At 68.1% G+C, this 20269-nt stretch carries 19 protein-coding genes; 10 read left to right on the top strand and 9 right to left on the bottom strand.

The features are described from left to right. Window positions 1-70: 70 nt before the first annotated feature. Together dnaN and dnaA are read right to left on the bottom strand one after the other, a co-directional pair. Complete coding sequence (dnaN, locus tag EDF48_RS02680; RefSeq protein WP_111083683.1) at window positions 71-1216, bottom strand: DNA polymerase III subunit beta; 1146 nt, start codon at window positions 1214-1216, stop codon at window positions 71-73. 407 nt (window positions 1217-1623) lie between these two features. Continuing rightward, on the bottom strand, window positions 1624-3078 hold the full coding sequence (gene dnaA, locus EDF48_RS02675; protein ID WP_111083682.1) for a chromosomal replication initiator protein DnaA: 1455 nt from the start codon (window positions 3076-3078) through the stop codon (window positions 1624-1626). A 517-nt stretch (window positions 3079-3595) separates the two neighbouring features. On the opposite strand from dnaA, the gene rpmH reads away from it, so the two are divergent. The 9 genes from rpmH (at window position 3596) to EDF48_RS02630 (ending at window position 9091) form a co-directional block, all read left to right on the top strand. Next, complete coding sequence (gene rpmH / locus EDF48_RS02670; protein WP_022889115.1) at window positions 3596-3733, top strand: 50S ribosomal protein L34; 138 nt, start codon at window positions 3596-3598, stop codon at window positions 3731-3733. A gap of 47 nt (window positions 3734-3780) precedes the next feature. Next, complete coding sequence (gene rnpA, locus EDF48_RS02665) at window positions 3781-4131, top strand: ribonuclease P protein component (protein ID WP_123292940.1); 351 nt, start codon at window positions 3781-3783, stop codon at window positions 4129-4131. Beyond that, the gene (yidD, locus tag EDF48_RS02660) at window positions 4128-4508 is read left to right on the top strand and encodes a membrane protein insertion efficiency factor YidD (RefSeq protein ID WP_165901008.1); all 381 of its coding nucleotides are present in this window, start codon (window positions 4128-4130) and stop codon (window positions 4506-4508) included. Before rnpA ends, yidD begins: the two co-directional genes overlap by 4 nt. 8 nt (window positions 4509-4516) lie before the next feature. Continuing rightward, a complete protein-coding gene (gene yidC, locus EDF48_RS02655) occupies window positions 4517-5485 on the top strand; it encodes a membrane protein insertase YidC (RefSeq protein WP_123292941.1) in 969 nt (322 codons plus the stop codon). Further along, entirely contained in the window at window positions 5486-5986 is a 501-nt protein-coding gene (locus EDF48_RS02650; RefSeq protein WP_111083678.1) for a R3H domain-containing nucleic acid-binding protein, read from the top strand. It begins immediately after the preceding gene. Further along, window positions 5983-6663, top strand: coding sequence for a 16S rRNA (guanine(527)-N(7))-methyltransferase RsmG (rsmG, locus tag EDF48_RS02645; protein WP_131877929.1), 681 nt, complete (start codon window positions 5983-5985; stop codon window positions 6661-6663). The genes EDF48_RS02650 and rsmG overlap by 4 nt, the downstream gene beginning before the upstream one ends. Before the next feature lie 81 nt (window positions 6664-6744). Further along, on the top strand, window positions 6745-7632 hold the full coding sequence (locus EDF48_RS02640) for a ParA family protein (RefSeq protein WP_279432374.1): 888 nt from the start codon (window positions 6745-6747) through the stop codon (window positions 7630-7632). 5 nt (window positions 7633-7637) lie between these two features. Continuing rightward, window positions 7638-8603 (top strand): ParB/RepB/Spo0J family partition protein, encoded by a 966-nt coding sequence (locus tag EDF48_RS02635; RefSeq protein WP_131877925.1) that lies wholly within the window; start codon window positions 7638-7640, stop codon window positions 8601-8603. Between the two features lie 179 nt (window positions 8604-8782). Further along, window positions 8783-9091 (top strand): helix-turn-helix transcriptional regulator, encoded by a 309-nt coding sequence (locus EDF48_RS02630; protein WP_131877923.1) that lies wholly within the window; start codon window positions 8783-8785, stop codon window positions 9089-9091. A 21-nt stretch (window positions 9092-9112) separates the two neighbouring features. On the opposite strand, the gene EDF48_RS02625 is transcribed toward EDF48_RS02630, so the two are convergent. The 7 genes from EDF48_RS02625 to EDF48_RS19350 form a co-directional block, all read right to left on the bottom strand. Further along, complete coding sequence (locus tag EDF48_RS02625) at window positions 9113-9700, bottom strand: ATP-dependent Clp protease proteolytic subunit (RefSeq protein WP_131877921.1); 588 nt, start codon at window positions 9698-9700, stop codon at window positions 9113-9115. Beyond that, entirely contained in the window at window positions 9697-10335 is a 639-nt protein-coding gene (locus EDF48_RS02620; protein ID WP_131877919.1) for an ATP-dependent Clp protease proteolytic subunit, read from the bottom strand. Before EDF48_RS02620 ends, EDF48_RS02625 begins: the two co-directional genes overlap by 4 nt. A gap of 149 nt (window positions 10336-10484) precedes the next feature. Beyond that, window positions 10485-11447 (bottom strand): D-alanine--D-alanine ligase, encoded by a 963-nt coding sequence (locus EDF48_RS02615; RefSeq protein ID WP_131877917.1) that lies wholly within the window; start codon window positions 11445-11447, stop codon window positions 10485-10487. Between the two features lie 60 nt (window positions 11448-11507). Beyond that, window positions 11508-12812: a PLP-dependent aminotransferase family protein gene (locus tag EDF48_RS02610; RefSeq protein WP_131877915.1), complete on the bottom strand. Its 1305-nt coding sequence runs from the start codon at window positions 12810-12812 to the stop codon at window positions 11508-11510. 161 nt (window positions 12813-12973) lie between these two features. Next, window positions 12974-13300 (bottom strand): thioredoxin, encoded by a 327-nt coding sequence (gene trxA, locus EDF48_RS02605; RefSeq protein WP_017887828.1) that lies wholly within the window; start codon window positions 13298-13300, stop codon window positions 12974-12976. 76 nt (window positions 13301-13376) lie between these two features. Continuing rightward, on the bottom strand, window positions 13377-14363 hold the full coding sequence (gene trxB / locus EDF48_RS02600; protein ID WP_131877913.1) for a thioredoxin-disulfide reductase: 987 nt from the start codon (window positions 14361-14363) through the stop codon (window positions 13377-13379). Between the two features lie 83 nt (window positions 14364-14446). Continuing rightward, window positions 14447-18571, bottom strand: a complete 4125-nt coding sequence (locus EDF48_RS19350; RefSeq protein ID WP_243698015.1) for a DUF6049 family protein — start codon at window positions 18569-18571, stop codon at window positions 14447-14449. A 110-nt stretch (window positions 18572-18681) separates the two neighbouring features. Here EDF48_RS19350 and EDF48_RS02590 point away from each other — a divergent pair, with 110 nt between their 5' ends. Then, a complete protein-coding gene (locus EDF48_RS02590) occupies window positions 18682-20118 on the top strand; it encodes a CCA tRNA nucleotidyltransferase (RefSeq protein WP_123937113.1) in 1437 nt (478 codons plus the stop codon). Window positions 20119-20269 lie beyond the last annotated feature (151 nt).

The raw sequence follows: 20269 nt of genomic DNA, 5'->3' as shown, positions 1-20269 counted from the left end.
GATTTCCTCTTCTGTTTCGTCGTCGCGCTGAGGCCGCAGCTGGTGCGTCAGCGCAGTGTTCCTGTTGCGCCTATCGCAGCAGCAGGTTGGGCTGCAGCAGGTACCGGTATCCATCGGTCGCGGCAGCCTCTTGCGAAGTCTGGCCGGTGATCAGCACCGGGCCCGGCTTGTTGGGGTTCTCCGTCTTGGTGAAGGAGATGCGGACGAACTCGGAGTGCACCGCGTTCAGTCCGTCGAGGAGGAAGGCGGGCTTCAGCGAGACCACCGTTTCCTCTCCGGTCAGCAACGCACTGATCGACTCTGACGCCTGCGCTTGTTCGGATCCGATCGCCTCGAGCGTGAGCCCGTCGACCGTGAAGGAGAACCGGAGCGCTGCTTCGCGCTCCAGGACGAGTGAGACCCGTCGGACGGCTTCGACCAGCTCAGCGGTGTTGATCACCGCGTGGTCGTTGACGTTCTCGGGGAAGAGCCGGCGGACCGGCGGGTAGTTGCCCTTGATCAGCAGCGAGGTGACGGTCTTGTCGTCGGCGTGGAACGCGATGAGCTCACGGTCGGAGTTGCCGCTGATCGAGACCGAGACGGTGGACGCCGACCCGAAGGTGCGACCGACCTCCTGCAGCGTGCGCGCGGGGACGAGGGCGTGCAGCGGGTCCGAGCCGACGCGGCCGGAGTCCCACGCGATGGTCCGGACGGCCACGCGGTACCGGTCCGTGGCGATGAGCGACAGGTCGTTGTCACCGACCTCGAGCTGGACACCAGTGATGACGGGGGTGACGTCGTCGCGGCTCGCGGCGACGGCAACCTGCGACACGGCCTCGGAGAAGGCATCGCCGGGGATGACACCGGTCTGCGGACCGATCTCGGGCAGCGTCGGGTACTCCTCGACCGGCATGGACAGCAGCGTGAAGTGCGCCGATCCGCAGGAGACCGAGATCTTGGAGTCCTCGGTCGTGAAGGTCACCGGGGCGTTCGGCAGTCGGCTCGCGATGTCGTTCAGCAGGCGACCGCTGACCAGGACCGTGCCCGGGTCGTCGATCTGCGCCGAGATGGACGTCTGCGCCGAGACCTCGTAGTCGAACGACGAGAGCGTCAGACGATCGCCGTCGGCGTGGATCAGGACGCCCGACAGGATCGGGAGGGTCGTGCGCTGTGGGAGGAGTTTCACCGCGAAGGAGACGGCTTCGGAGAAGACGTCCCGGTTGACCTCGAACTTCACAGCTGGAACCCCTGTCGATCGGCTTGGACTGTCCGGCCGCCCCATTCTGGCACAGGCGGACGTGGGCCGGATTTCTTGTCATCCCGCCGTCCACAAGGTTGTCCCGCGGAGATGGATCGTTAACCAGGAGTAATGGTGTTAACGCCTGTGCACACTGTGGATAACCCTGTGCATGCCGCTCGGCCGTAGGGAACTACACCGTTGTGACTTGTGGGCGAGCTGTGGGCGACGTCGGGATGAATGAATCTCATCTATCCACTTCCATCCCCAGTTTCCACAGGAGGCCCCCTCGCTGTGAACAACCGGGCGGCGTGTCCTCCACAGTTATCCACAGGCTATCCACACTGTGAGAACTCCGGCCCATGGAACCGTCTCAGATGGTGGATACGCCCGGAGACGTACCGATCTCAGCGGTAGCGGCGGTCCTGTTTGATGCGGCTCGTGAGCTCGGTGACCTGGTTGTAGATCGACCGCCGCTCCTTCATGAGCTCGGTGATCTTCTTGTTCGCGTACATGACCGTGGTGTGGTCGCGGTTGCCGAACAGCTGCCCGATCTTCGGGAGCGACAGGCTCGTGAGCTCGCGGCACAGGTACATCGCGATCTGTCGCGCGGTGGCGATCGCCTGCGAGCGGGACGAGCCGTACAGGTCGTCGACGGAGAGCTTGAAGTACTCGGCGGTGTGGTTGATGATGTCCGTCGGCGCGACGACGTTGTCCTCGTCGAGGGTGATCAGGTCCTTGAGGACGGTCTGCACCAGGGCCATGTCGACGGCCGTCCGGTTCAGGCTCGCGAACGCCGTGACGCGGATGAGCGTCCCCTCGAGCTCCCGGATGTTGCTCGACACCTTCGAGGCCATGAACTCGAGGATGTCGTCCGGCACCTGCAGGTGGTCGGACTGCGCCTTCTTGCGGAGGATCGCGATGCGCGTCTCGAGCTCGGGCGCCTGGACGTCCGTGATCAGACCCCACTCGAAGCGCGACCGCATGCGGTCCTCGAAGCCGGTGAGGTGCTTCGGTGCGACGTCGGACGTGATGACGACCTGCTTGTTGTGGTCGTGCAGCGTGTTGAACGTGTGGAAGAACGCCTCCTGCGTGGAGTCCTTCCCCTGCAGGAACTGGATGTCGTCGATCAGCAGGATGTCGATGTCGCGGTAGCGCTGCTGGAACTGGTTCGAGCGGTTGTTCGCGATCGAGTTGATGAAGTCGTTGGTGAACTCCTCGCTCGACACGTACCGGACGCGGATCCCCGGGTAGAGGCTCTCGGCGTAGTGCCCGATGGCGTGGAGCAGGTGGGTCTTGCCCAGCCCGGAGTCGCCGTAGATGAAGAGCGGGTTGTAGGCCTTCGCCGGAGCCTCGGCCACCGCGACCGCTGCGGCGTGGGCGAAGCGGTTCGACGAGCCGATGACGAAGTTGTCGAAGTTGTACTTCGGGTTCAGCCGCGACTCCGGCCGGCCGCTCGTGCCCGGGGAGTCGATCTGGCTCGGCACGAAGGGTGCCTCGATGTACTGACGGGGTGCAGCGCTCTGCTCCACCGCTTCCTGCACGGGCTCGGCGTACTCCGGCACGTTCGGGTCGACGCGCGGCTCGGACGCCATGTCCGGGTTCACCGTGATGGCGAAGTTCGCGACCGAGTCGTCACCGATGCGGGCGACGGCCTCGGTGATCGGGATGCGGATCCGCTGCTCGAGCATGCCGCGGGTCAGGTCGTTGGGGACCTCGAGGTACAGGGTGCCGGCGAGGACGCCCTTCGGTTCGACCAGGTTGAGGAACCCGTGGAGCTGCGGCGTGATGCGGGGGTCTTCGCTGAGGATTCCGAGTACGGATGACCAGAGGTCCTCGACGGGGTCGGCCGGCATCGTCATGTCGCGCTCGTCTCCAGGTGTGTGTCGTGCGTTCGGTGCCGGACCGGGGTGCGTCCTGCTGGGTCGGACGTGCCGGAGTGCCGCGGGGTGTGGCGCTCAGCGGACCGTGTCGTGCGCCGGCGGTTCGTCGGGGTCTCGGGGGCTTCGTCGACGCCTCGTACCGCGCGTGTTCCCACAGGGTTGTCCACAGTGTTGTCCACGACCGCCCGGATCCGTCGGACAGGAGTACTTCCCTGTCGTACCGGGGCGCGGGGCCGATCGATGACCCCACTGTAAAGGACCGGGCCGGGTGGCACCGAACGGAAGTTGTCCCCAATGTGGAGAATGGACCGCAGCGGTGTCCTCGACGCCTCCGGCACCGAGGCCGGCCCGATCGGCGTTTGACCTGCTCGCTGCTGTCACGTACCGTTAACCAGTTGACTGCGGCCGATTGGTCGCGCCCATCTGCGTCGTTCGACACCGAGCGATGACACATACATACGTGACGGCTCGCCGCGAGCAGCCGTGTGGAGAGATCATGAGCAAGCGCACCTTCCAGCCGAACAACCGTCGCCGCGCCAAGAAGCACGGCTTCCGCCTCCGCATGCGGACGCGTGCCGGCCGCGCCATCCTGTCGGCGCGTCGCGCCAAGGGCCGCACCGAGCTCTCGGCCTGATCAGGCTCACCGCCTGATCCGGTCCTCGGTCTGACCCCGGCATCGCAGTGTTGGCCAGCGCCAACCGCATCGTCCGCGGGGACGACTACCGGAACGTCGTGCGTCGTGGTCGCAAGAGCGCCACGGCGCACGTCGTCGTGTCCGTGGTCCGTCGCTCGACGGACCCTGCCGGACCGTCGCGGTTCGGGTTCATCGTCGCGAAGACGGTGGGCAACGCCGTGACCCGGAACCTGATCAGGCGGCGGCTCAAGGCGATCGCGCACGGCATCCTCGCCGACTCCCCCGTGGGGTACGACGTGGTGGTGCGCGCACTGCCAGCCGCATCGCAGGCCGGATGGCCTACCCTGCTCGAAGACGTCGTGCGCTCCTTCGCGCGCGGGGTGGAGAAGGCAGCATGAACCGCACCCTGTGGACCCGGCTGGCCTGGGTCGCCGCGTTGCTCCCACGCAACGCGTGCGTCGTCGTGCTCCGCGCCTACCGTGCAGTGATCTCCCCGTTGTACGGCAACGTCTGCCGGTACCACCCGTCGTGCTCCCGGTACGCCCTCGAAGCGATCCAGCAGTACGGCGTCGTCCGCGGATCCGCGATGGGCGCCTGGCGCATCGCTCGCTGCAACCCCTGGGCTGCAGGCGGGATCGACGACGTCACGGAACGTCGTCGCCCGTTCGTCGTCAACCGGTTCGGGTTCGTCCTCGCGCCGATCCCGCAGCAGCCGCACCCCGCGGTCGGAACGGCCCGGCCGGTCCTGCTCCCCCAGCGCACTCGAAAGGCGTAGCCGTCCCCATGGACATCATCGGTACGATCCTCTGGCCGCTCAAATGGGTGGTCTCCGCCATCCTCGTCGGCTTCCACTGGATCTTCGAGAGCATCGGCATGGACCCGGGCGCGGGTATCACCTGGGTCCTCTCCATCATCTTCCTGACCTTCGTGGTCCGCGCCGCGCTGATCCCGATCTTCGTGCGGCAGATCAAGTCGCAGCGCCGCATGCTCGAGGTCGCGCCGCAGCTGAAGAAGATCCAGGACAAGTACAAGGGCAAGAAGGATCAGTTCTCGCGTGAGGCCATGAGCCGCGAGACCATGGCCCTGTACAAGGAGACGGGCACCAACCCGCTGAGCTCCTGCCTGCCGCTGCTGCTGCAGATGCCGATCTTCTTCTCGCTGTACTCGGTGCTGCACGAAGCCCAGATCAACAAGACGGGCATCGGCCTGCTGACGAACGACCTCGCGGCGTCGTTCGGCAACGCGGCCCTGTTCGGTGCTCCCCTGCACGAGACGTTCACCAACGCCTCCGGGTGGGAAGTCCGTGCGATCGCCGGCTTCATGATCGTCGTCATGACCGCGTCGCAGTTCATCACGCAGCTGCAGCTCGTCGCCAAGAACATGTCGCCGGAGACCAAGGCGTCGCCGATGTACCGCCAGCAGAAGATGATGCTGTACATCCTCCCGCTGGTCTTCGTGATCTCGGGTCTGAGCTTCCCCCTCGGCGTCATGTTCTACTGGCTCGCCTCGAACGTCTGGACGATGGCGCAGCAGTACTTCGTCATCCGCAGCATGCCGACGCCCGGTTCCGAGGCGGCCCTGGCACGTGAGGCGCGTCTGGCCAAGAAGGCCCAGCGTCGCGGGATCGCCAACCCGGTCCTCGCCGAGGCTGGTGCCGGTGCTGGCGCCGCCGAGATCGAGGCCGTGCGCGTCACCACCCAGCGTTCGCAGCCGGTCGGCAAGCAGCGCTCGAAGAAGAACGGGAAGAAGTAAGTGACCGAGCAGGACACCGCCGCAGCCGTCGACACCACCGAGGTCCCGGACGAGGACGCCCGTGACGAGGCTGACATCGCTGCGGACTACATCGAGGAACTCCTCGACATCTGCGACCTCGACGGGGACATCGAGATCGAGGAGCGCGCCGGTCGCGTGTACCTGTCGGTCACCGATGACGGAGAGGCGCTCCGCGTCCTCTCCAAGCCGGACACCGTGACCGCGCTGCAGGAACTCACCCGCATCGCCGTCCAGGCCGAGACGGGCGAGTTCAGCCGGCTCATCCTCGACGTGGGCGGCTCCCGTGACGCTCGTGCCGACGAGCTGCAGCGACTGGTCGACACCGCCGTCGAGCGCATCGAAGCCGGATCGTCGTCCGCAGCACTCCCCCCGATGTCGTCGTACGAGCGCAAGCTGGTCCACGACCTCGTCGCTGAGAAGGGCTTCCACTCGGAGTCCGAGGGTGAGGGTCGGGACCGCCACACGGTCGTCACCCGATGACGGACGAGTCGGTGTCCTCGGCCACCGCTCCCACAGCTCCGGACGCTGCTCCGGTGCTCGAGGCCGAGCCTGCGGCTGCGTCCGCGCTCTTCGGCGACCGGATCGAGACGGCTCGGTCGTTCACGAACGAGTTGGCTCGTCGCGGTGAGGAGCTGGGCCTGATCGGCCCGCTCGAACTGCCTCGACTCTGGACACGACACATCCTCAACTCAGCCTTGCTGGCGCCCCTCCTGGAGGCCCGTGGTCGGGTTGCCGACGTCGGCTCGGGTGCGGGATTGCCCGGTCTCGTGCTCGCGATCGCCCGTCCGGACGTGCACTTCACGCTCATCGAGCCGATGGAGCGTCGAGTGGACTGGCTCACCAACGAGGCGAGCCGGCTCGGGCTGTCCAACGTGACGGTGGTCCGCGGCCGCGCCGAGGACGTCTCCGACGACATCGTCGTCGACCAGGTCACGGCCCGCGCGGTCAGTGCGTTGTCGAAGCTCATCCCGATGACGGTTCCACTCGTCCGCTCGGGCGGGCAGCTCATCCTCATGAAGGGTGCGCGCGTCGACGACGAGATCGAGAAGGCACGCAAGGTCATCCTGCGCCAGCACCTGTCGGACGTCGAGGTCCTCGAGCTCGGGGACGGTGTGGTCGCAGAGACCACGCGGGTCTTCCGGGCTACAGTTGACTGACCCTGCGGCTCGGATCGGGACAACTGATCGCGTGCTGCTCCACGTTTCACGTGAAACATCGAACCGGGGAAGAGGCACTCGTTGAGCTCATCGACCGATTACGACGCGTCGACTCCGCTTGCTCGCGAGATCGCCGACCTGAACCGCCGGCGACGTGCGATCGCGACGCAGCAGTTCCCGTTGCCCCCGAAGACGCGGATCATCACCGTGTCGAACCAGAAGGGCGGCGTCGGGAAGACCACGACGACCGTCAACTTGGCCGCCGGCCTCGCCCACGGTGGCGCACGGGTGCTCGTGATCGACCTCGACCCGCAGGGCAACGCGTCGACGGCCCTGGGCGTCGACCACCAGGCTGAAGTCGCGAGCATCTACGACGTCATCGTCGATGAGGCCGCGATGGCCGACACCGTGCAGCGGTCCCCCGAGTCCGACACCCTCTGGTGCGTCCCGGCGACGATCCACCTCGCGGGTGCTGAGATCGAGCTCGTCTCCTTGGTCGCTCGAGAGCAGCGGCTGCGCTCGGCGCTCGATCTGTACCTCCAGTCGCTGGACGAGCCGTACCACTACGTCTTCATCGACTGCCCGCCGTCGCTCGGTCTCCTCACCATCAATGCGTTCGTGGCGGCCCAGGAAGTCCTGATCCCGATCCAGTGCGAGTACTACGCGCTCGAGGGACTCAGCCAGCTGTTGCGCAACATCGAGCTCATCGAGCGGCACCTCAACCCGAACCTCAGGGTCTCGACGATCCTGCTCACCATGTACGACGGTCGGACCAACCTGGCGAACCAGGTGGCGAACGACGTCCGCGAGCACTTCGGTGGTCAAGTGTTGAAGGCGATGATCCCCCGGTCCGTCCGGGTGAGTGAAGCGCCGAGTTACGGACAGAGCGTCGTCGCGTACGACGTGAACTCCACCGGGTCGCTCTCCTACTTGGAAGCGGCCGCCGAGATCGCAGCACGAGGAGCGTAAGACTGATGGCACCCAAGCGAACCGGACTCGGCCGCGGCATCGGCGCGCTCATCCCGACGGCGACGGACCAGCAGGACCGCCCGGTCGACGTGTTCTTCCCGACTGGTGGGTCGCCGGCGTCGGCACCCACCGCGGACGAGCTCGTCGCTGTTCCGGGAGCCCGACTCGCGAACCTCAACCCGCTGGACGTGATCCCGAACGGGCAGCAGCCGCGCAAGGAGTTCCGCGAAGAGGAGTTGCAGGAGCTCGTCCACTCCATCCGTGAGATCGGGGTGCTGCAGCCCATCGTGGTCCGTCCGATCCCCGGGGCTGCGGGGACGGAGCCGCAGTACGAGCTGATCATGGGTGAGCGGCGCCTCCGCGCCACCAAGGAACTCGGGCTCACGACCATCCCGGCGATCGTCAAGGAGACGCCGGACGACGCGATGCTCCGGGATGCCCTGCTCGAGAACCTGCACCGGGCGCAGCTCAACCCGCTCGAAGAGGCTTCGGCGTACCAGCAGCTCCTGGCGGACTTCGGGATCACGCAGGAACAGCTCGGCCAGCGCATCGGTCGCTCGCGTCCGCAGATCACCAACACCATCCGTCTGCTGCGGCTCCCCTCCCCCGTGCAGCGTCGAGTGGCTGCCGGCGTGCTGTCGGCCGGTCACGCCCGCGCGATCCTTGCTGCCCCGGACGCGGAGGCGATGGAGTACCTCGCCGAGAAGATCGTCAACGAGGACCTGTCGGTGCGCGCTGCCGAAGCGATCGCGCAGCAGTTGGCGACGAAGACCCCTCCGAAGACGACGCCGCAGCCCTCCAAGAACCAGGCGCACTTCAACGACCTTGCTGAGCGCATCGGTGACCGGCTGAACACACGGGTCAAGATCGCCGTCGGTGCCCGGAAGAGCTCCGTGACGATCGACTTCGCGAACGGCGACGACCTCAATCGCATTCTGTCGGAGCTGGGGATCAGCGAATTCTCGTCCTGACGGCTTGTCAATGGCGCTGTGCGCCCCGTAGCGGGCCTCGCATGCCCGGCGCGGGTGCCTGGAGCAGCGACGGGTCGTTCGGCCCGACACGGGGCGCGTAGCCGTTCCGCTGGTTCGAGTTCACGAGCAGCGAACGGGAAGCCCGTACGTTTCACGTGGAACACTGCCAGGCTCGCATCATGAGATCCCGCAATCCCGAGCCGCTCTGGCGTGATGTCGTCGGTCAAGAACTCCGCGCTCGTCGCCGCGTCCGCGGGGACACCCTGCAAGATGTCGCCCGTCGCGCAGGGGTGTCGCCGCAGTACTTGTCGGAGATGGAACGGGGGCGGAAGGAGCCTTCGAGCGAGATGTTGGCAGCAGTGGCCGGCGCGCTCGAGAGCTCCTTGCTGGACTTGACGGCGGCGGCAGCAGAACAGCTCCGCGAGCGAGCACGTTCCGCAGGTACTGGTGGCGAACAGCTGCGGAGTAGTTTCCTCCTCGCAGCCTGAGGCGTCCGGGAGCGCCGTCGGTCAGCGTCGAGTGATCACGTGGTCCACGAGCCCGTACTGCTGGGCCTGACGGGCCGTGAAGACCCGATCGTGGTCCGTGTCGGCTCGGAGTTGGTCGACACTCTGGCCGCTGTGCTCGGTGAGCAGGTGCTCGATCTCGGCCCGGATCCGGACGACCTCGTCGGCCTGCAAGATGAGCTCGGGAATGGCCCCCTGCCCTTGCGCCGCGGGTTGGTGGAGCACGACCCGAGCATGCGGCAGGGCCGACCGCTTTCCTTCGGCGCCCGCGGCGAGCAGCACGGCTCCGACACCGATTGCCTGCCCAACGCAGGTGGTCGCGACGGCGGGGCGGATGAACCGCATGGTGTCGTAGACAGCGAGCATGGCACTCGGATCGCCGCCGTCGCAGTTGACGTAGAGCTGCACGTCCGAGTCCGGGTTGTCCGACTCGAGGAAGAGGAGTTGCGCGATGAGGGCATTGGCGACGCCAGCATCGATCGCGGTCCCGATGTAGATGATCCGCTCGGTGAGCAGGTGCGAGTAGACGTCCAAGACCCGGTCGCCGCGAGCGTCCCGCGCGATGACGTTCGGGATCGTGTACGCGCTCATCGGTCTCCCTCCCCTGCGGCAGGCCCGCCGAAGCCTGTCACCGTGGAACGCGGCTGCTGGGGCCGGATCACCGAGAAGTCGTCGACGATCAGGTCGACGAACCCGTAGTCGAGGGCCTCCTCCGCGGAGTACCAGTGGTCGTGCAGCGAGTCCTCGAAGATGCGGTCGACCGTCTGCCCGGTGTCCGCTGCGATGAGTCCGAGCACGGTGTCGCGGGTGTCACGGAGGTGGTCCGCCTGTAGCGCCACGTCCACCGCACTCCCCCCGATCCCTGCGGATCCCTGGTGCATCAGGATCCGGCTGTGCGGCAGCGCTCGTCGCTTGCCAGGGGTACCCGAGGACAGCAGGAACTGCCCCGCGCTGCAAGCGATCCCGAACGCGAGCGTGCTGACGTCGTTGGGGATCACCCGCATGAGGTCCCGGAGTGCGAGCATCGCTGGAACCGATCCTCCGGGCGAATGGATCCAGAGCGCGATGTCGTTCCAGGGGTCCGCCGTCGCGAGCTGTACCAACTGCGTCATCAAGACGGTGCCGTTGTCGTCGTCGAGGGCACCGTCGAGTACGAGCACGCGTTGGTCGAAGAGGGCACGCCGGTACTCGGTCGTGAAGGCTGCGGGGGGTGGTGAATCAGTCATGCGTCCACCGTGCGCCCGCAGATGACCCGAGGCACCCGTTGCTGCTCAGAGCGGATCAGCTCTCAGCAGCAAACCACGAGTGCGACGTTCCACGTGGAACATCGACTCTCACCCACTCCGATGTTCCACGTGGAACGTCGAGCTGAGGATCAGGCGTGGTGGTCGCGGATCGCCTGCTCGGCGAGCTCGGCGTACGTCCACCCGAGATCGAACCCCGATGCGGAGAGTGCCTGCGGCAGCAGGGATGTCTCGGTCAGACCCGGGAGTACGTTGGCTTCGAGGAACCACGGCGTTCCGGCGCCGTCGATGATGAGGTCCACACGGGACAGGTGGCGGAGGCCGAGGGCTGTGTGCGCCGCGACGGCGGCATCGGCTGCAGCGTTCGCGAACTCGTCAGACAGTCGGGCGGGGGTGTAGAACGTCGTCTCCCCCGCGTTGTACCGCGCCTCGAAGCCGTAGATGCCGTTCCGCGGGACGATCTCCACCGCGGAGAGCGCCACCGGGTCGTCGCCCGTGTCGATGATGCCGACTGCGACCTCGGTGCCGCGGATGAGCTGCTCGACCACGACGTCGTCGCAGTACGTGTAGGCCGTGACCATGGCACGCGGGAGGTCGTTGACGTCGTCGACGAGGGTCACTCCCTGCGCGCTGCCGCCGCGTGCCGGCTTCACGGCGAGCGGAACCGGGTGCTCCCCCGCGATGGCCTCGAGGACCCCGACGGCGCCGAGCTCGCGGAACACGTCGTGGGACAGCGTGACGGAGCGAGGGGTGCGGACGCCTGCCCGCGCGACCAGCGCTGACGCCGTGGGCTTGTCCCATGCCAACCGGGCCGACGTGGAACGTGAGCCGACGAACGGGATGTCCACCGCCTCCAGGATGCCCCGCAGGGCCCCGTCTTCACCGGAGGCGCCGTGCAGAGCCGGCCACACGACATCCGGGCGGGACTCGGCGAGAGCCGGCAGCAGCAGCGCGTCGGCGTCGCGGAGATCGACCTGCCAGCCGTACCCGGTCAGCGAGTCGGCGACCCGCCGACCGGAGCGCAGGGAGACGTCACGCTCGTGCGAGATCCCTCCGGCGACGACGACGACGTGACGACGAGTGAGCTCAGCCATGGGGGTCCTCCGGTGTGGAACGACGGTGCTGGTGGGCCACGCACCGCGGAAAAGCGCTGATCAGGAGATGTTCGGCGGCGGAGCGCTGACCGAGGACGTCTCGCGGACGACGCTGTTCGGCCGAGTCGTCGGACCGAACGTCTCGATCAGCTCGAGTTCGTCGTTGACGACGTTGGCGAGCCGCTTCACGCCGACGCGGATCTGCTCGGGGGTCGGGTAGCAGAACGACAGACGGATGTGCCCGCCGCCACGACCGTCGGCGTAGAAGGCCGTCCCCGGCGTGTAGGCGACGAGCTCCTTCACGGCGCGCGGAAGCATGCCCTTCGAGTCGAGGGACTCGGGGAGCGTCAGCCAGACGAAGAAGCCACCGTTCGGCTTCGTCCAGGACAGGTCCGGCAGGAACTCCCCCAGAGCGGACAGCATGGCGTCACGGCGCGCTGCGTAGATGCCCCGGAAGGTGTCGACCTGACCCTTCCAGTCCGCGGCGTCCAGGTAGGCGTTCACGACGTACTGACCGAAGGAGTTCGGGGCGAGGACGGCGGACTCGTTGGCGAGCACGAGCTTCTCGCGGATGGCGTGCGGTGCGAGCGCCCAGCCGACGCGGAAACCGGGTGCGAGGGTCTTGGAGAAGGACCCCAGGTACACGACGCCCTCTTCGTCGATGGAACGGATCGCCTGCGGTGCCGGCTCGTCGAACCAGAGGAGTCCGTAGGGGTTGTCCTCGAGCACCAGGATGTTGTTCGACCGGCAGATGTCGAGCACCTCGATGCGGCGCTCCCGGCTCATGGTGACGCCGGCCGGGTTGTGGAAGTTCGGGATCGTGTAGAGGAACTTGATCCGCTTGCCCTGCGTCCGGAGGTTCGCGATCGCCTCGCGCAGTGCCTCGGGCACCAGCCCGAGCTCGTCGGTCGTCACGTGGACGGTCTCGGCCTGGTACGACCGGAACACACCGATCGCACCGACGTAGGACGGGGACTCGGCGAGGACGACGTCGCCCGGATCGATGAACAGCCGCGTGACGAGGTCGAGCGCGTGCTGCGAGCCCGTCGTCACGACGACGTCCTCGGCACTGGCACGGATGCCCTCGAGGCTCATGACGTCCACGATGTGCTCGCGGAGGGACCGCAGACCCTGTCCGCCGCCGTACTGCAGTGCCATGGCTGCGTGCTCGTTCATCACGCGGTCCAGGGAGCCCGTGACGAGCTCCCTCGGCAGCGCGGAGACGAACGGCATGCCGCCGGCCAGCGAGACCACCTCGGGGCGCGAGGCGACGGCGAACAGGGCTCGGACCTCGGAGGCGCTCAGCCCGGCGGTGCGCTGGGCGTAGGAGTCGTACCAGGGGTCGAGGCTGTTGCCGTTCGTCATACCGTGCTCCGATCAGTGAGACATTCCCGCCACACTACGACATCGACCCCGGAAACCCGGGCTCCGCGGCGGGGGCCGATCCGCAACGGGTGACATGCGAACGCCCCGCCGGCGCCTGCTGAGCAGGACGAGGACGGGGCGTTCGGTGGAGCTGGTGCGACCTACGCGAGGAACTCGGCGAGGTCGGCCTCGAGCGCGGGCTTCGGCTTGGCGCCGATGACGGTCTTGACGACCTCGCCGCCCTTGAAGACCTTCATCGCCGGGATCGACGTGATCTGGTAGTTCATGGCCGACTGGGGGTTGTCGTCCACGTTGAGCTTCACGATCTCGATCTTGCCGGCGTGCTCTTCGGCGATCTGGTCGAGGATCGGCGAGACGGCGCGACACGGGCCGCACCACTCGGCCCAGAAGTCGACGAGGATCGTCTTGTCGGACTTGAGGACCTCGTCCGAGAAGGTGGCGTCGGTGACAGCCTTTGCGTTGGACATGGGTGTCCTTTCGTGAGAAGTCGGTACTGGATGTGGAACCGCGGACGCTCCCCCGGCATTCCGGGGGCCGTAAGGGTCAGGCGGAGATGGTGACCGGCTCGACCGGGGTCTCGCCCGCAGCAGCGTCGGTCAGCGAGTCCTCGAGGTCGGCGAGGTACTTCTCGGCGTCGAGCGCAGCGACGGCACCGGACCCAGCAGCCGTGATGGCCTGGCGGTAGGTGTGGTCGAGCACGTCGCCCGCGACGAAGACCCCGGGGACGCCGACGGCCTTGGACGTGCGGCCCTCGACGGCGATGGTGCCCTCGGGAGCGAGCTCGAGCTGACCGTGCACGAGGTGCACGCGGGGGTCGTTGCCGATCGCGATGAACAGACCGTCGAGGGCGAGTTCGCTCTCGGTGCCGTCCACGGTGTCCTTGAGCGTCACGCCGGTCACGGCGGAGTCACCCTGGATGCCGATGACCTCCTTGTTCCACGCGAACTCGATCTTCGGGTCGTTGTGGGCGCGGTCCTGCATGATCTTCGACGCGCGGAGGGTGTCCTTGCGGTGGATCACGGTGACCTTGTCGGCGAAGCGCGTGAGGAACGTCGCCTCTTCCATCGCGGAGTCGCCACCGCCGACCACGGCGATGTTCTTCTGGCGGAAGAAGAAGCCGTCGCAGGTCGCGCACCACGAGACACCGTGGCCCGAGAGGCGCTCTTCGTCGGCGATGCCGAGGTGGCGGTACGCCGAACCGGTCGCGTAGATGACCGCGAGGGCTTCGTACGTCTCGCCGGAGCCGACGGTGACCTTCTTCACGTCGCCGGTGAGGTCGACGGAGACGGCGTCGTCGTACAGGACCTCAGCGCCGAACTTCTCGGCCTGTTCCTGCATCTTGATCATGAGGTCGGGGCCCTGGATCCCCTCGGGGAAGCCCGGGAAGTTCTCGACCTCGGTCGTCTTGGTGAGTTCCCCGCCCGTCTCGACGCTGGACGCGACGATGAGCGGCTTGAGCTCTGCGCGCGCGGCGTAGATGCCGGCGGTGAACCCGGCCGGACCGGAACCGATGATGATGAGCTGGCGCATGCCTGACTGCCCTTCCGTTGCGTGCTGACCGGGTCAACACATGGTACCGGCGCGGCATTCCGCGACGTCCGGGAAGCGTGCGGTCAGCGACCGAGCTTGCTCTTCACCATGCCGACGGCGTTCTTGATCTCGCCGTTCTTGGCGACGACGAGCGCCCCGAAGTACACGAGGACCATGACGGCGCCGGTCAGGACGATGGTGATGAGTGCCCCGGTGCGGTCCGACATCGCGAACCCGGCCGCGGAGAACGCCCCGAAGAAGTTCACGACCAGCAGGCCGACCACCCCGGCGATCAGCGCGGCGATGACGAACTGCACGTGCGAGCGGGTCACGACCGGTCCTTCGATGCTGCCGAGCTTGCGACGCACCAGGACGAGCGCGACGATCGTCTGCGCGGTGCCGGCGAGCGTCGTGCACGCGGCCACACCGATGCCGATCACGGAGGTCGGGAACGTCGACACCGCGAGGGCACCGATGACGAACAGGACGGACTGGATGCACTGCATCAGGAACGGGGTCCGGTGGTCGTGCATGGCCCAGAACACGCGCTGGATGATGAACAACATGCTGAACAGCACCAGGCCCGGCATGTAGGCGACCAGGACGGCACCGACCTGCAGGGCGCTCTCGAACGTGCCCTCGTAGAGCCGGCCGAACGGCACCGCGACGACGACCAGCGCCACGGACGCGAAGACCGTGAAGAGTCCGACGATGCGCAGGGACAGCGACAGGTTCCGTCGGACTGATGCCAGGTCGCCGCGTGCAGCATCGTGGCTCATCCGGGTGAAGTACGCCGTCGCGATGGAGACCGTGATGATCGAGTGCGGCAGCATGAAGATGAGCCACGCGTTGCCGAGTACCGCGTTGCCGGGTCCGTCGCCCTGACCCTTCCACGCGACCGCGGACTGCACGATGCCGGCGACCTGGGTCACCAGGATCATCGCGAAGAGCCAGCCGGCAGCGGTTCCCGTCGACTTCAGGCCGACGCCGCGCCACCGGAAGTCCGGCCGGAAGGACAGCCCTGCTCGCCGCCAGAACAGCGGGAGGAACGCCGCCTGGGCGAACACACCGAACGAGGCGCTGCCGGCGAGGAGCGCGATCTTCGCCGGCGTCCAATCGTCGAGGGCGCTGCCGCTCGTGCCGTACAGGGCGATGAACACCACGAGCCCGGCGATCGCGATGACGTTGTTGAGCAGCGGTGCCCAGGTGAACGGACCGAACACCTGCTTGGCGTTGAGGACCTCACCGAGCAGCGAGTACATCGCGTAGAACAGGATCTGCGGCAGGCACCAGAACGCGAAGGCGATGGCGAGGTCGGTCGCAGCGGGACTCCGGGTGTCCGAGGACGTCGTGTACAGGCGGACCAGGAGCGGCGCCAGTGCCGTCGCGACGATCGTGATGACGATGAAGACCGACCCGCCGAGCGTCACGATCTTGTTGACGTACGCCTGTCCGCCGTCCGTGCCGTTCTTCATGGCGCGGACGATCTGCGGGATGAGCACGGCCGACAGCAGGCCACCCGCGATGAGCGCGTAGATGTTGTTCGGCAGCTGGTTCGCGACGGCGAACGCGTTCGCCGAGGGGCTCTTGTTCTGCCCGATGGCGTACGCGAGCACGAAGGTCTTCGCGAAGCCGAGGATCCGGCTCACCATCGTCCCCGCCGCGAGCATCGCACTCGCACGCCCCAGGCTTCGCTCCGCGACCGGTTCCGCGTCGACGTCGGGCTGGGGCTGGGTGGCGCTGATGGTCGGCTCCTCGGGGTCGCGGGCGTCCGCGACGCGGCTGGTACGGGCGTCGGACGGGAGGCCCGGCTCGGCCCCGGCACGGGCGATCGCGTCCTGCAGGCGGTCGCCACCAGGAGCCGCGACAGCGGCCGTTCCGGAGCCGGCCACGGCGAACGCGGTGGGCGCCTCGGCGCGGTGATCCGGGCCTCCCGGTCCGGCGACCGATCCCGCGGACGGAGCAGCCGCGCCGGGCGCACCCGGCTGCACGGCGAGCGGGCGGTTGGGGTCGTCGTCGTCCTCGTCGTCGAGTTCGCCGTTGCGACGACGGATGCGCTTCCGGATGCTGCGGAAGATCCCGAAGCCGAAGATCGCGATCAGGGCGACCGCTGCGGCGGCGGTGATGACCGTCTCCCACTGCGCCTGGACGTTGAGTTCGACGGTGGCCGGCTGCGCGATGGCGACGCCGGTCGGGCTCGACAGGGACATCGTCAGCTCGACCTTGCCGTTCGCGACGGACTGCACGGGGACGGTCGCTCGGGTCGAGGAGTCCGGTTGGATCTCGACGACGATGTCGTTGCGGACGATCCGGAGGGCGGAGTTCGACGGCTGGACGGCCAGGTGCACCGTCACCGGGTAGTCCGAGCTGTTGCGGATGGACACCGGCAGCGAGGACCGGTCGCCGAGCAGGGTCAGGCTGCTCGAGTCGACGATCCCGACCTCGGTGGTCTGCTTCGCCCAGGCCGCTGTGCGGACGTCGACCGCGGCCTGGAGCCCGTCGTCGTCCCCGCGCCACGCGTTCGAGGCGATGGCGAGCAGCCGGAGGCGTGCGGGAGCCGTCAGTTCAGCGGGGGTGTCGAGGATGGTGGCGAACGCGGAGAGCCCCTGTTCGCCCTGCACGAGGCGCTTGAGTTGTGCGATGCGGTCGGCCCCGGTGGACGCACTGTTGAGCGTGAGCGACCCCGCCGTGGCGTCCGACGCCGTGGAGAGGTCGGCCGGTGCCACCCAGGCGGTGCTCTCGAGGGCGTCGAGGGTCTGGCTGAGGCGTGTGGAGTCCGAGGGCCAGTCGCGACCGAGGGTCAGCAAGATCGGCCCCGTGGCGGTGCCGTCGCGCGCCGAGGTGGCGAGCGTCGCCGTGAGCTCGGACATCGCCGACGACCAGCTCTGGCGGTCCGGTGCGGTCGCGGCGTCGCGCAGCAGGGACGACATCGACTGGTCCGACACGAGGACGTGGTCGTCGCCGATCTTCTCCGACGCCGAGACCGTGGCGTTCGCGCCGGCGGAGGTGTTCCCGCTCGACACGATGGTGGTGTCCTTGTCGGCCCGCTGCAGTGCCGTGAGGTCGGCCGCGGTCACGGTGCCGTCCGCCGGCCACGCGATGGAGTCCATCGAGTACGGGAAGTCCAGCAGCTGCTCGGTCGTCGGCAGCGTCTCCGCGGTCTCGCCCGAGCCGGCGTCGGTGGTGGCGTCGTCGCTCGGGGACGCGGTGCTGCTCGGGGTCGTCGTCTGCCCGGGCGTCGCGGTCGGGGTCGGTGCGGGGGTCTCGGCGCCGGGGAAGTTCTCGGTCTTCACGGACTGGTCGAGCGAGATCGGGGCGAGGATGCCGTCCGACCCGGCTTGGCGCAGCCCGGTGACGTCGGCGTCGGCGTAGGACAACGCGAAGGTCTCGTTGCGCAGGGACTCGAGGCGCTGGAGCCACGCGGTCGCCGCGGACGGCGCGTTCTCGCCGAGGATCCGGATCGAGGCGATGATGCGGGGGTCGACCGCGACGGCGACGTTGTGGTCCTCGGCGGCGTCGAGCTGCTGGGTGAGGGTGCCGTCCACCGAGGTCGCGGCGGCGAGGACGGCCGCGCTGAGGATGCCGTCCGTGGACTTCGGGACCGTCACCGGCATCGCGACGGAGACGCTGACCGGCACCTGCTCGAAGTCCGGGTACCAGGTGATCGCGGAGCGGGCGACGGCGAAGGTCTCACCGGCCGTGTACTCCGCCGCGATGCGCCGCGCACCGAACGAGGAGTACCCGCCGAGTGCCACGTTGCCCGAGACGATCTCGACCGAGTCGATGGTGACCGATCGGTGCGCCGGGACCTCCGGGATGTCCACGGAGTCCATCGGGGCGCCGAGGTAACCGGTCGTGGTGGTGTCGGCGAGCCAGTCGGCGAGGACGTCCCGCGTGCTCACGGAGCGGAAGATGTCGAACTCCGCGGTGCCGGCGGGCAGCGCGGCGTCGGTGTCGTTCGTGACGGTCACCGAGAGGGTGAGGTCCTGGTCGCGCTGGACGATCCCACGGTGCGCGGGGGCGACCGAGATCGTGGCCTTGCCCGCATCGGCAGCAGCCGGATCGGCGAGGTGGGTCTTGGCCGACGACACCGTCGCAGCATCGGCGTGCGGGGCGCTGACGGGCGCGACGACCAGGCCGAGCGCGACGAGGGTCGACGCGGCTGCGGCGAGCGTGGTGCGGAGGATGTGCATACGGAAGCGGGCCACGGGGTCGGTTCGGGCCGAGCACGAGTGTATGAGGCGTGACCATGAACAGGTCCCGTGCGCGCGGGGTTGTGGAGAACTCGGGGCCTCGATCTGGGAGGATGAGCACCGTCATGCAGTCCGTTGCCCAGGCCGTCGAACGACTCGACGCACTCGCCACCACCGAGCCCGTCGACCTCCTCGCTCGGGCCTTCGCCGACGCCGGACACGAGCTGGCCCTGGTCGGTGGACCCGTGCGGGACGCCTTCCTCGGTCGTCCCGTCACCGACCTCGACTTCACGACGAGTGCGCGTCCGGACGAGATCCTGGCGATCGTGGAGCCGATCGCGAGCACCACGTGGGACGTCGGGCGGCAGTTCGGCACGATCGCCGCTCTGGTCCGCGGCGAACAGGTCGAGATCACCACCTACCGCAGCGACGTGTACGACGGCGAGACCCGCAAGCCCGAGGTCGCGTTCGGCGACACCATCGAGGACGACCTGCTCCGCCGCGACTTCACCGTCAACGCGATGGCGCTCCGGCTGCCCGCTCGGGAGCTCGTCGACGTGCACGGCGGCGTCGAGGACCTGCTGGCCGCACGACTCCGCACCCCGCAGGCCGCCGTGGTGTCGTTCCGCGACGACCCGCTCCGGATGATGCGGGCTGCGCGGTTCACCTCGCAGCTCGGGTTCACCGTCGACGACGACGTCCGTGCCGCCATGCAGGACCTCGTCGACTCCATCGACATCGTGTCCGCCGAGCGGGTGCGCGACGAACTCGTCAAGCTGCTCGGCACGGGCGACCCCGTGCCGGGCATCCGCCTGCTCGTGGACACCGGGCTGGCGCAGCGGTTCCTGCCCGAGCTGCCCGAGATGCAGCTCGAGATCGACGAGCACCACCACCACAAGGACGTCTACGAGCACTCCCTGACCGTGCTCGAACAGGCGATCGGCTACGAGGCCGAGCGGCACGCGGGCGACCCCCCGGACACCGTGCTGCGGCTCGCGGCGCTGCTGCACGACATCGGCAAGCCCGCCACCCGCAAGCTCGAGCCGGGCGGCGCCGTCAGCTTCCACCACCACGACCTGGTCGGCTCGAAGCTCGCGAAGAAGCGGCTCCGGGCCCTGCGCTTCGACAACGACACCATCGCCGCAGTGTCCCGCCTGATCGAGCTGCACCTGCGGTTCTTCGGGTACACCGACGGTGCCTGGACCGACTCGGCCGTCCGGCGCTACGTCCGCGACGCCGGCCCGCAGCTCGAACGGCTGCACGAGCTCACCCGCTCGGACGTCACCACGCGGAACCGTCGCAAGGCCGATCGCCTGGCGTTCGCGTACGACGACCTCGAGGAGCGGATCCGCGTCCTGGCCGACCAAGAGGAGCTGGACTCGATCCGGCCCGACCTGACCGGCGACGACATCATGCGGATCCTCGACATCCCGCCGGGGCGTGCCGTGGGCGAGGCCTACCGCTTCCTGCTCGAGGCGCGGATGGACGACGGGCCGCTCGGCGCCGACGCTGCCGAGGCGCGCCTGCGCGACTGGTGGGCCGCTCGGGACGCGACCGCCTGACGGACGCGACGGTTCTCCACAGACCGGTGGCGCGCCTCCAGGCCGTCGGGTAGTCTGTGCAGGTTGCCCGGCGCGTGTCTGCGTGCCGTGGCACATGCATCAACCCTCCTGCCCCGGGAACTGCCCGGGGCCGCTGAGACCAGAGGAGGTG

This window comes from Curtobacterium sp. PhB191, from assembly GCF_004346515.1.
In the GTDB taxonomy this organism is placed as follows: Bacteria; Actinomycetota; Actinomycetes; order Actinomycetales; family Microbacteriaceae; genus Curtobacterium.
Note: the sequence above shows the minus strand (reverse complement) of the source record. Positions and strands in the feature narration are given on the sequence as shown.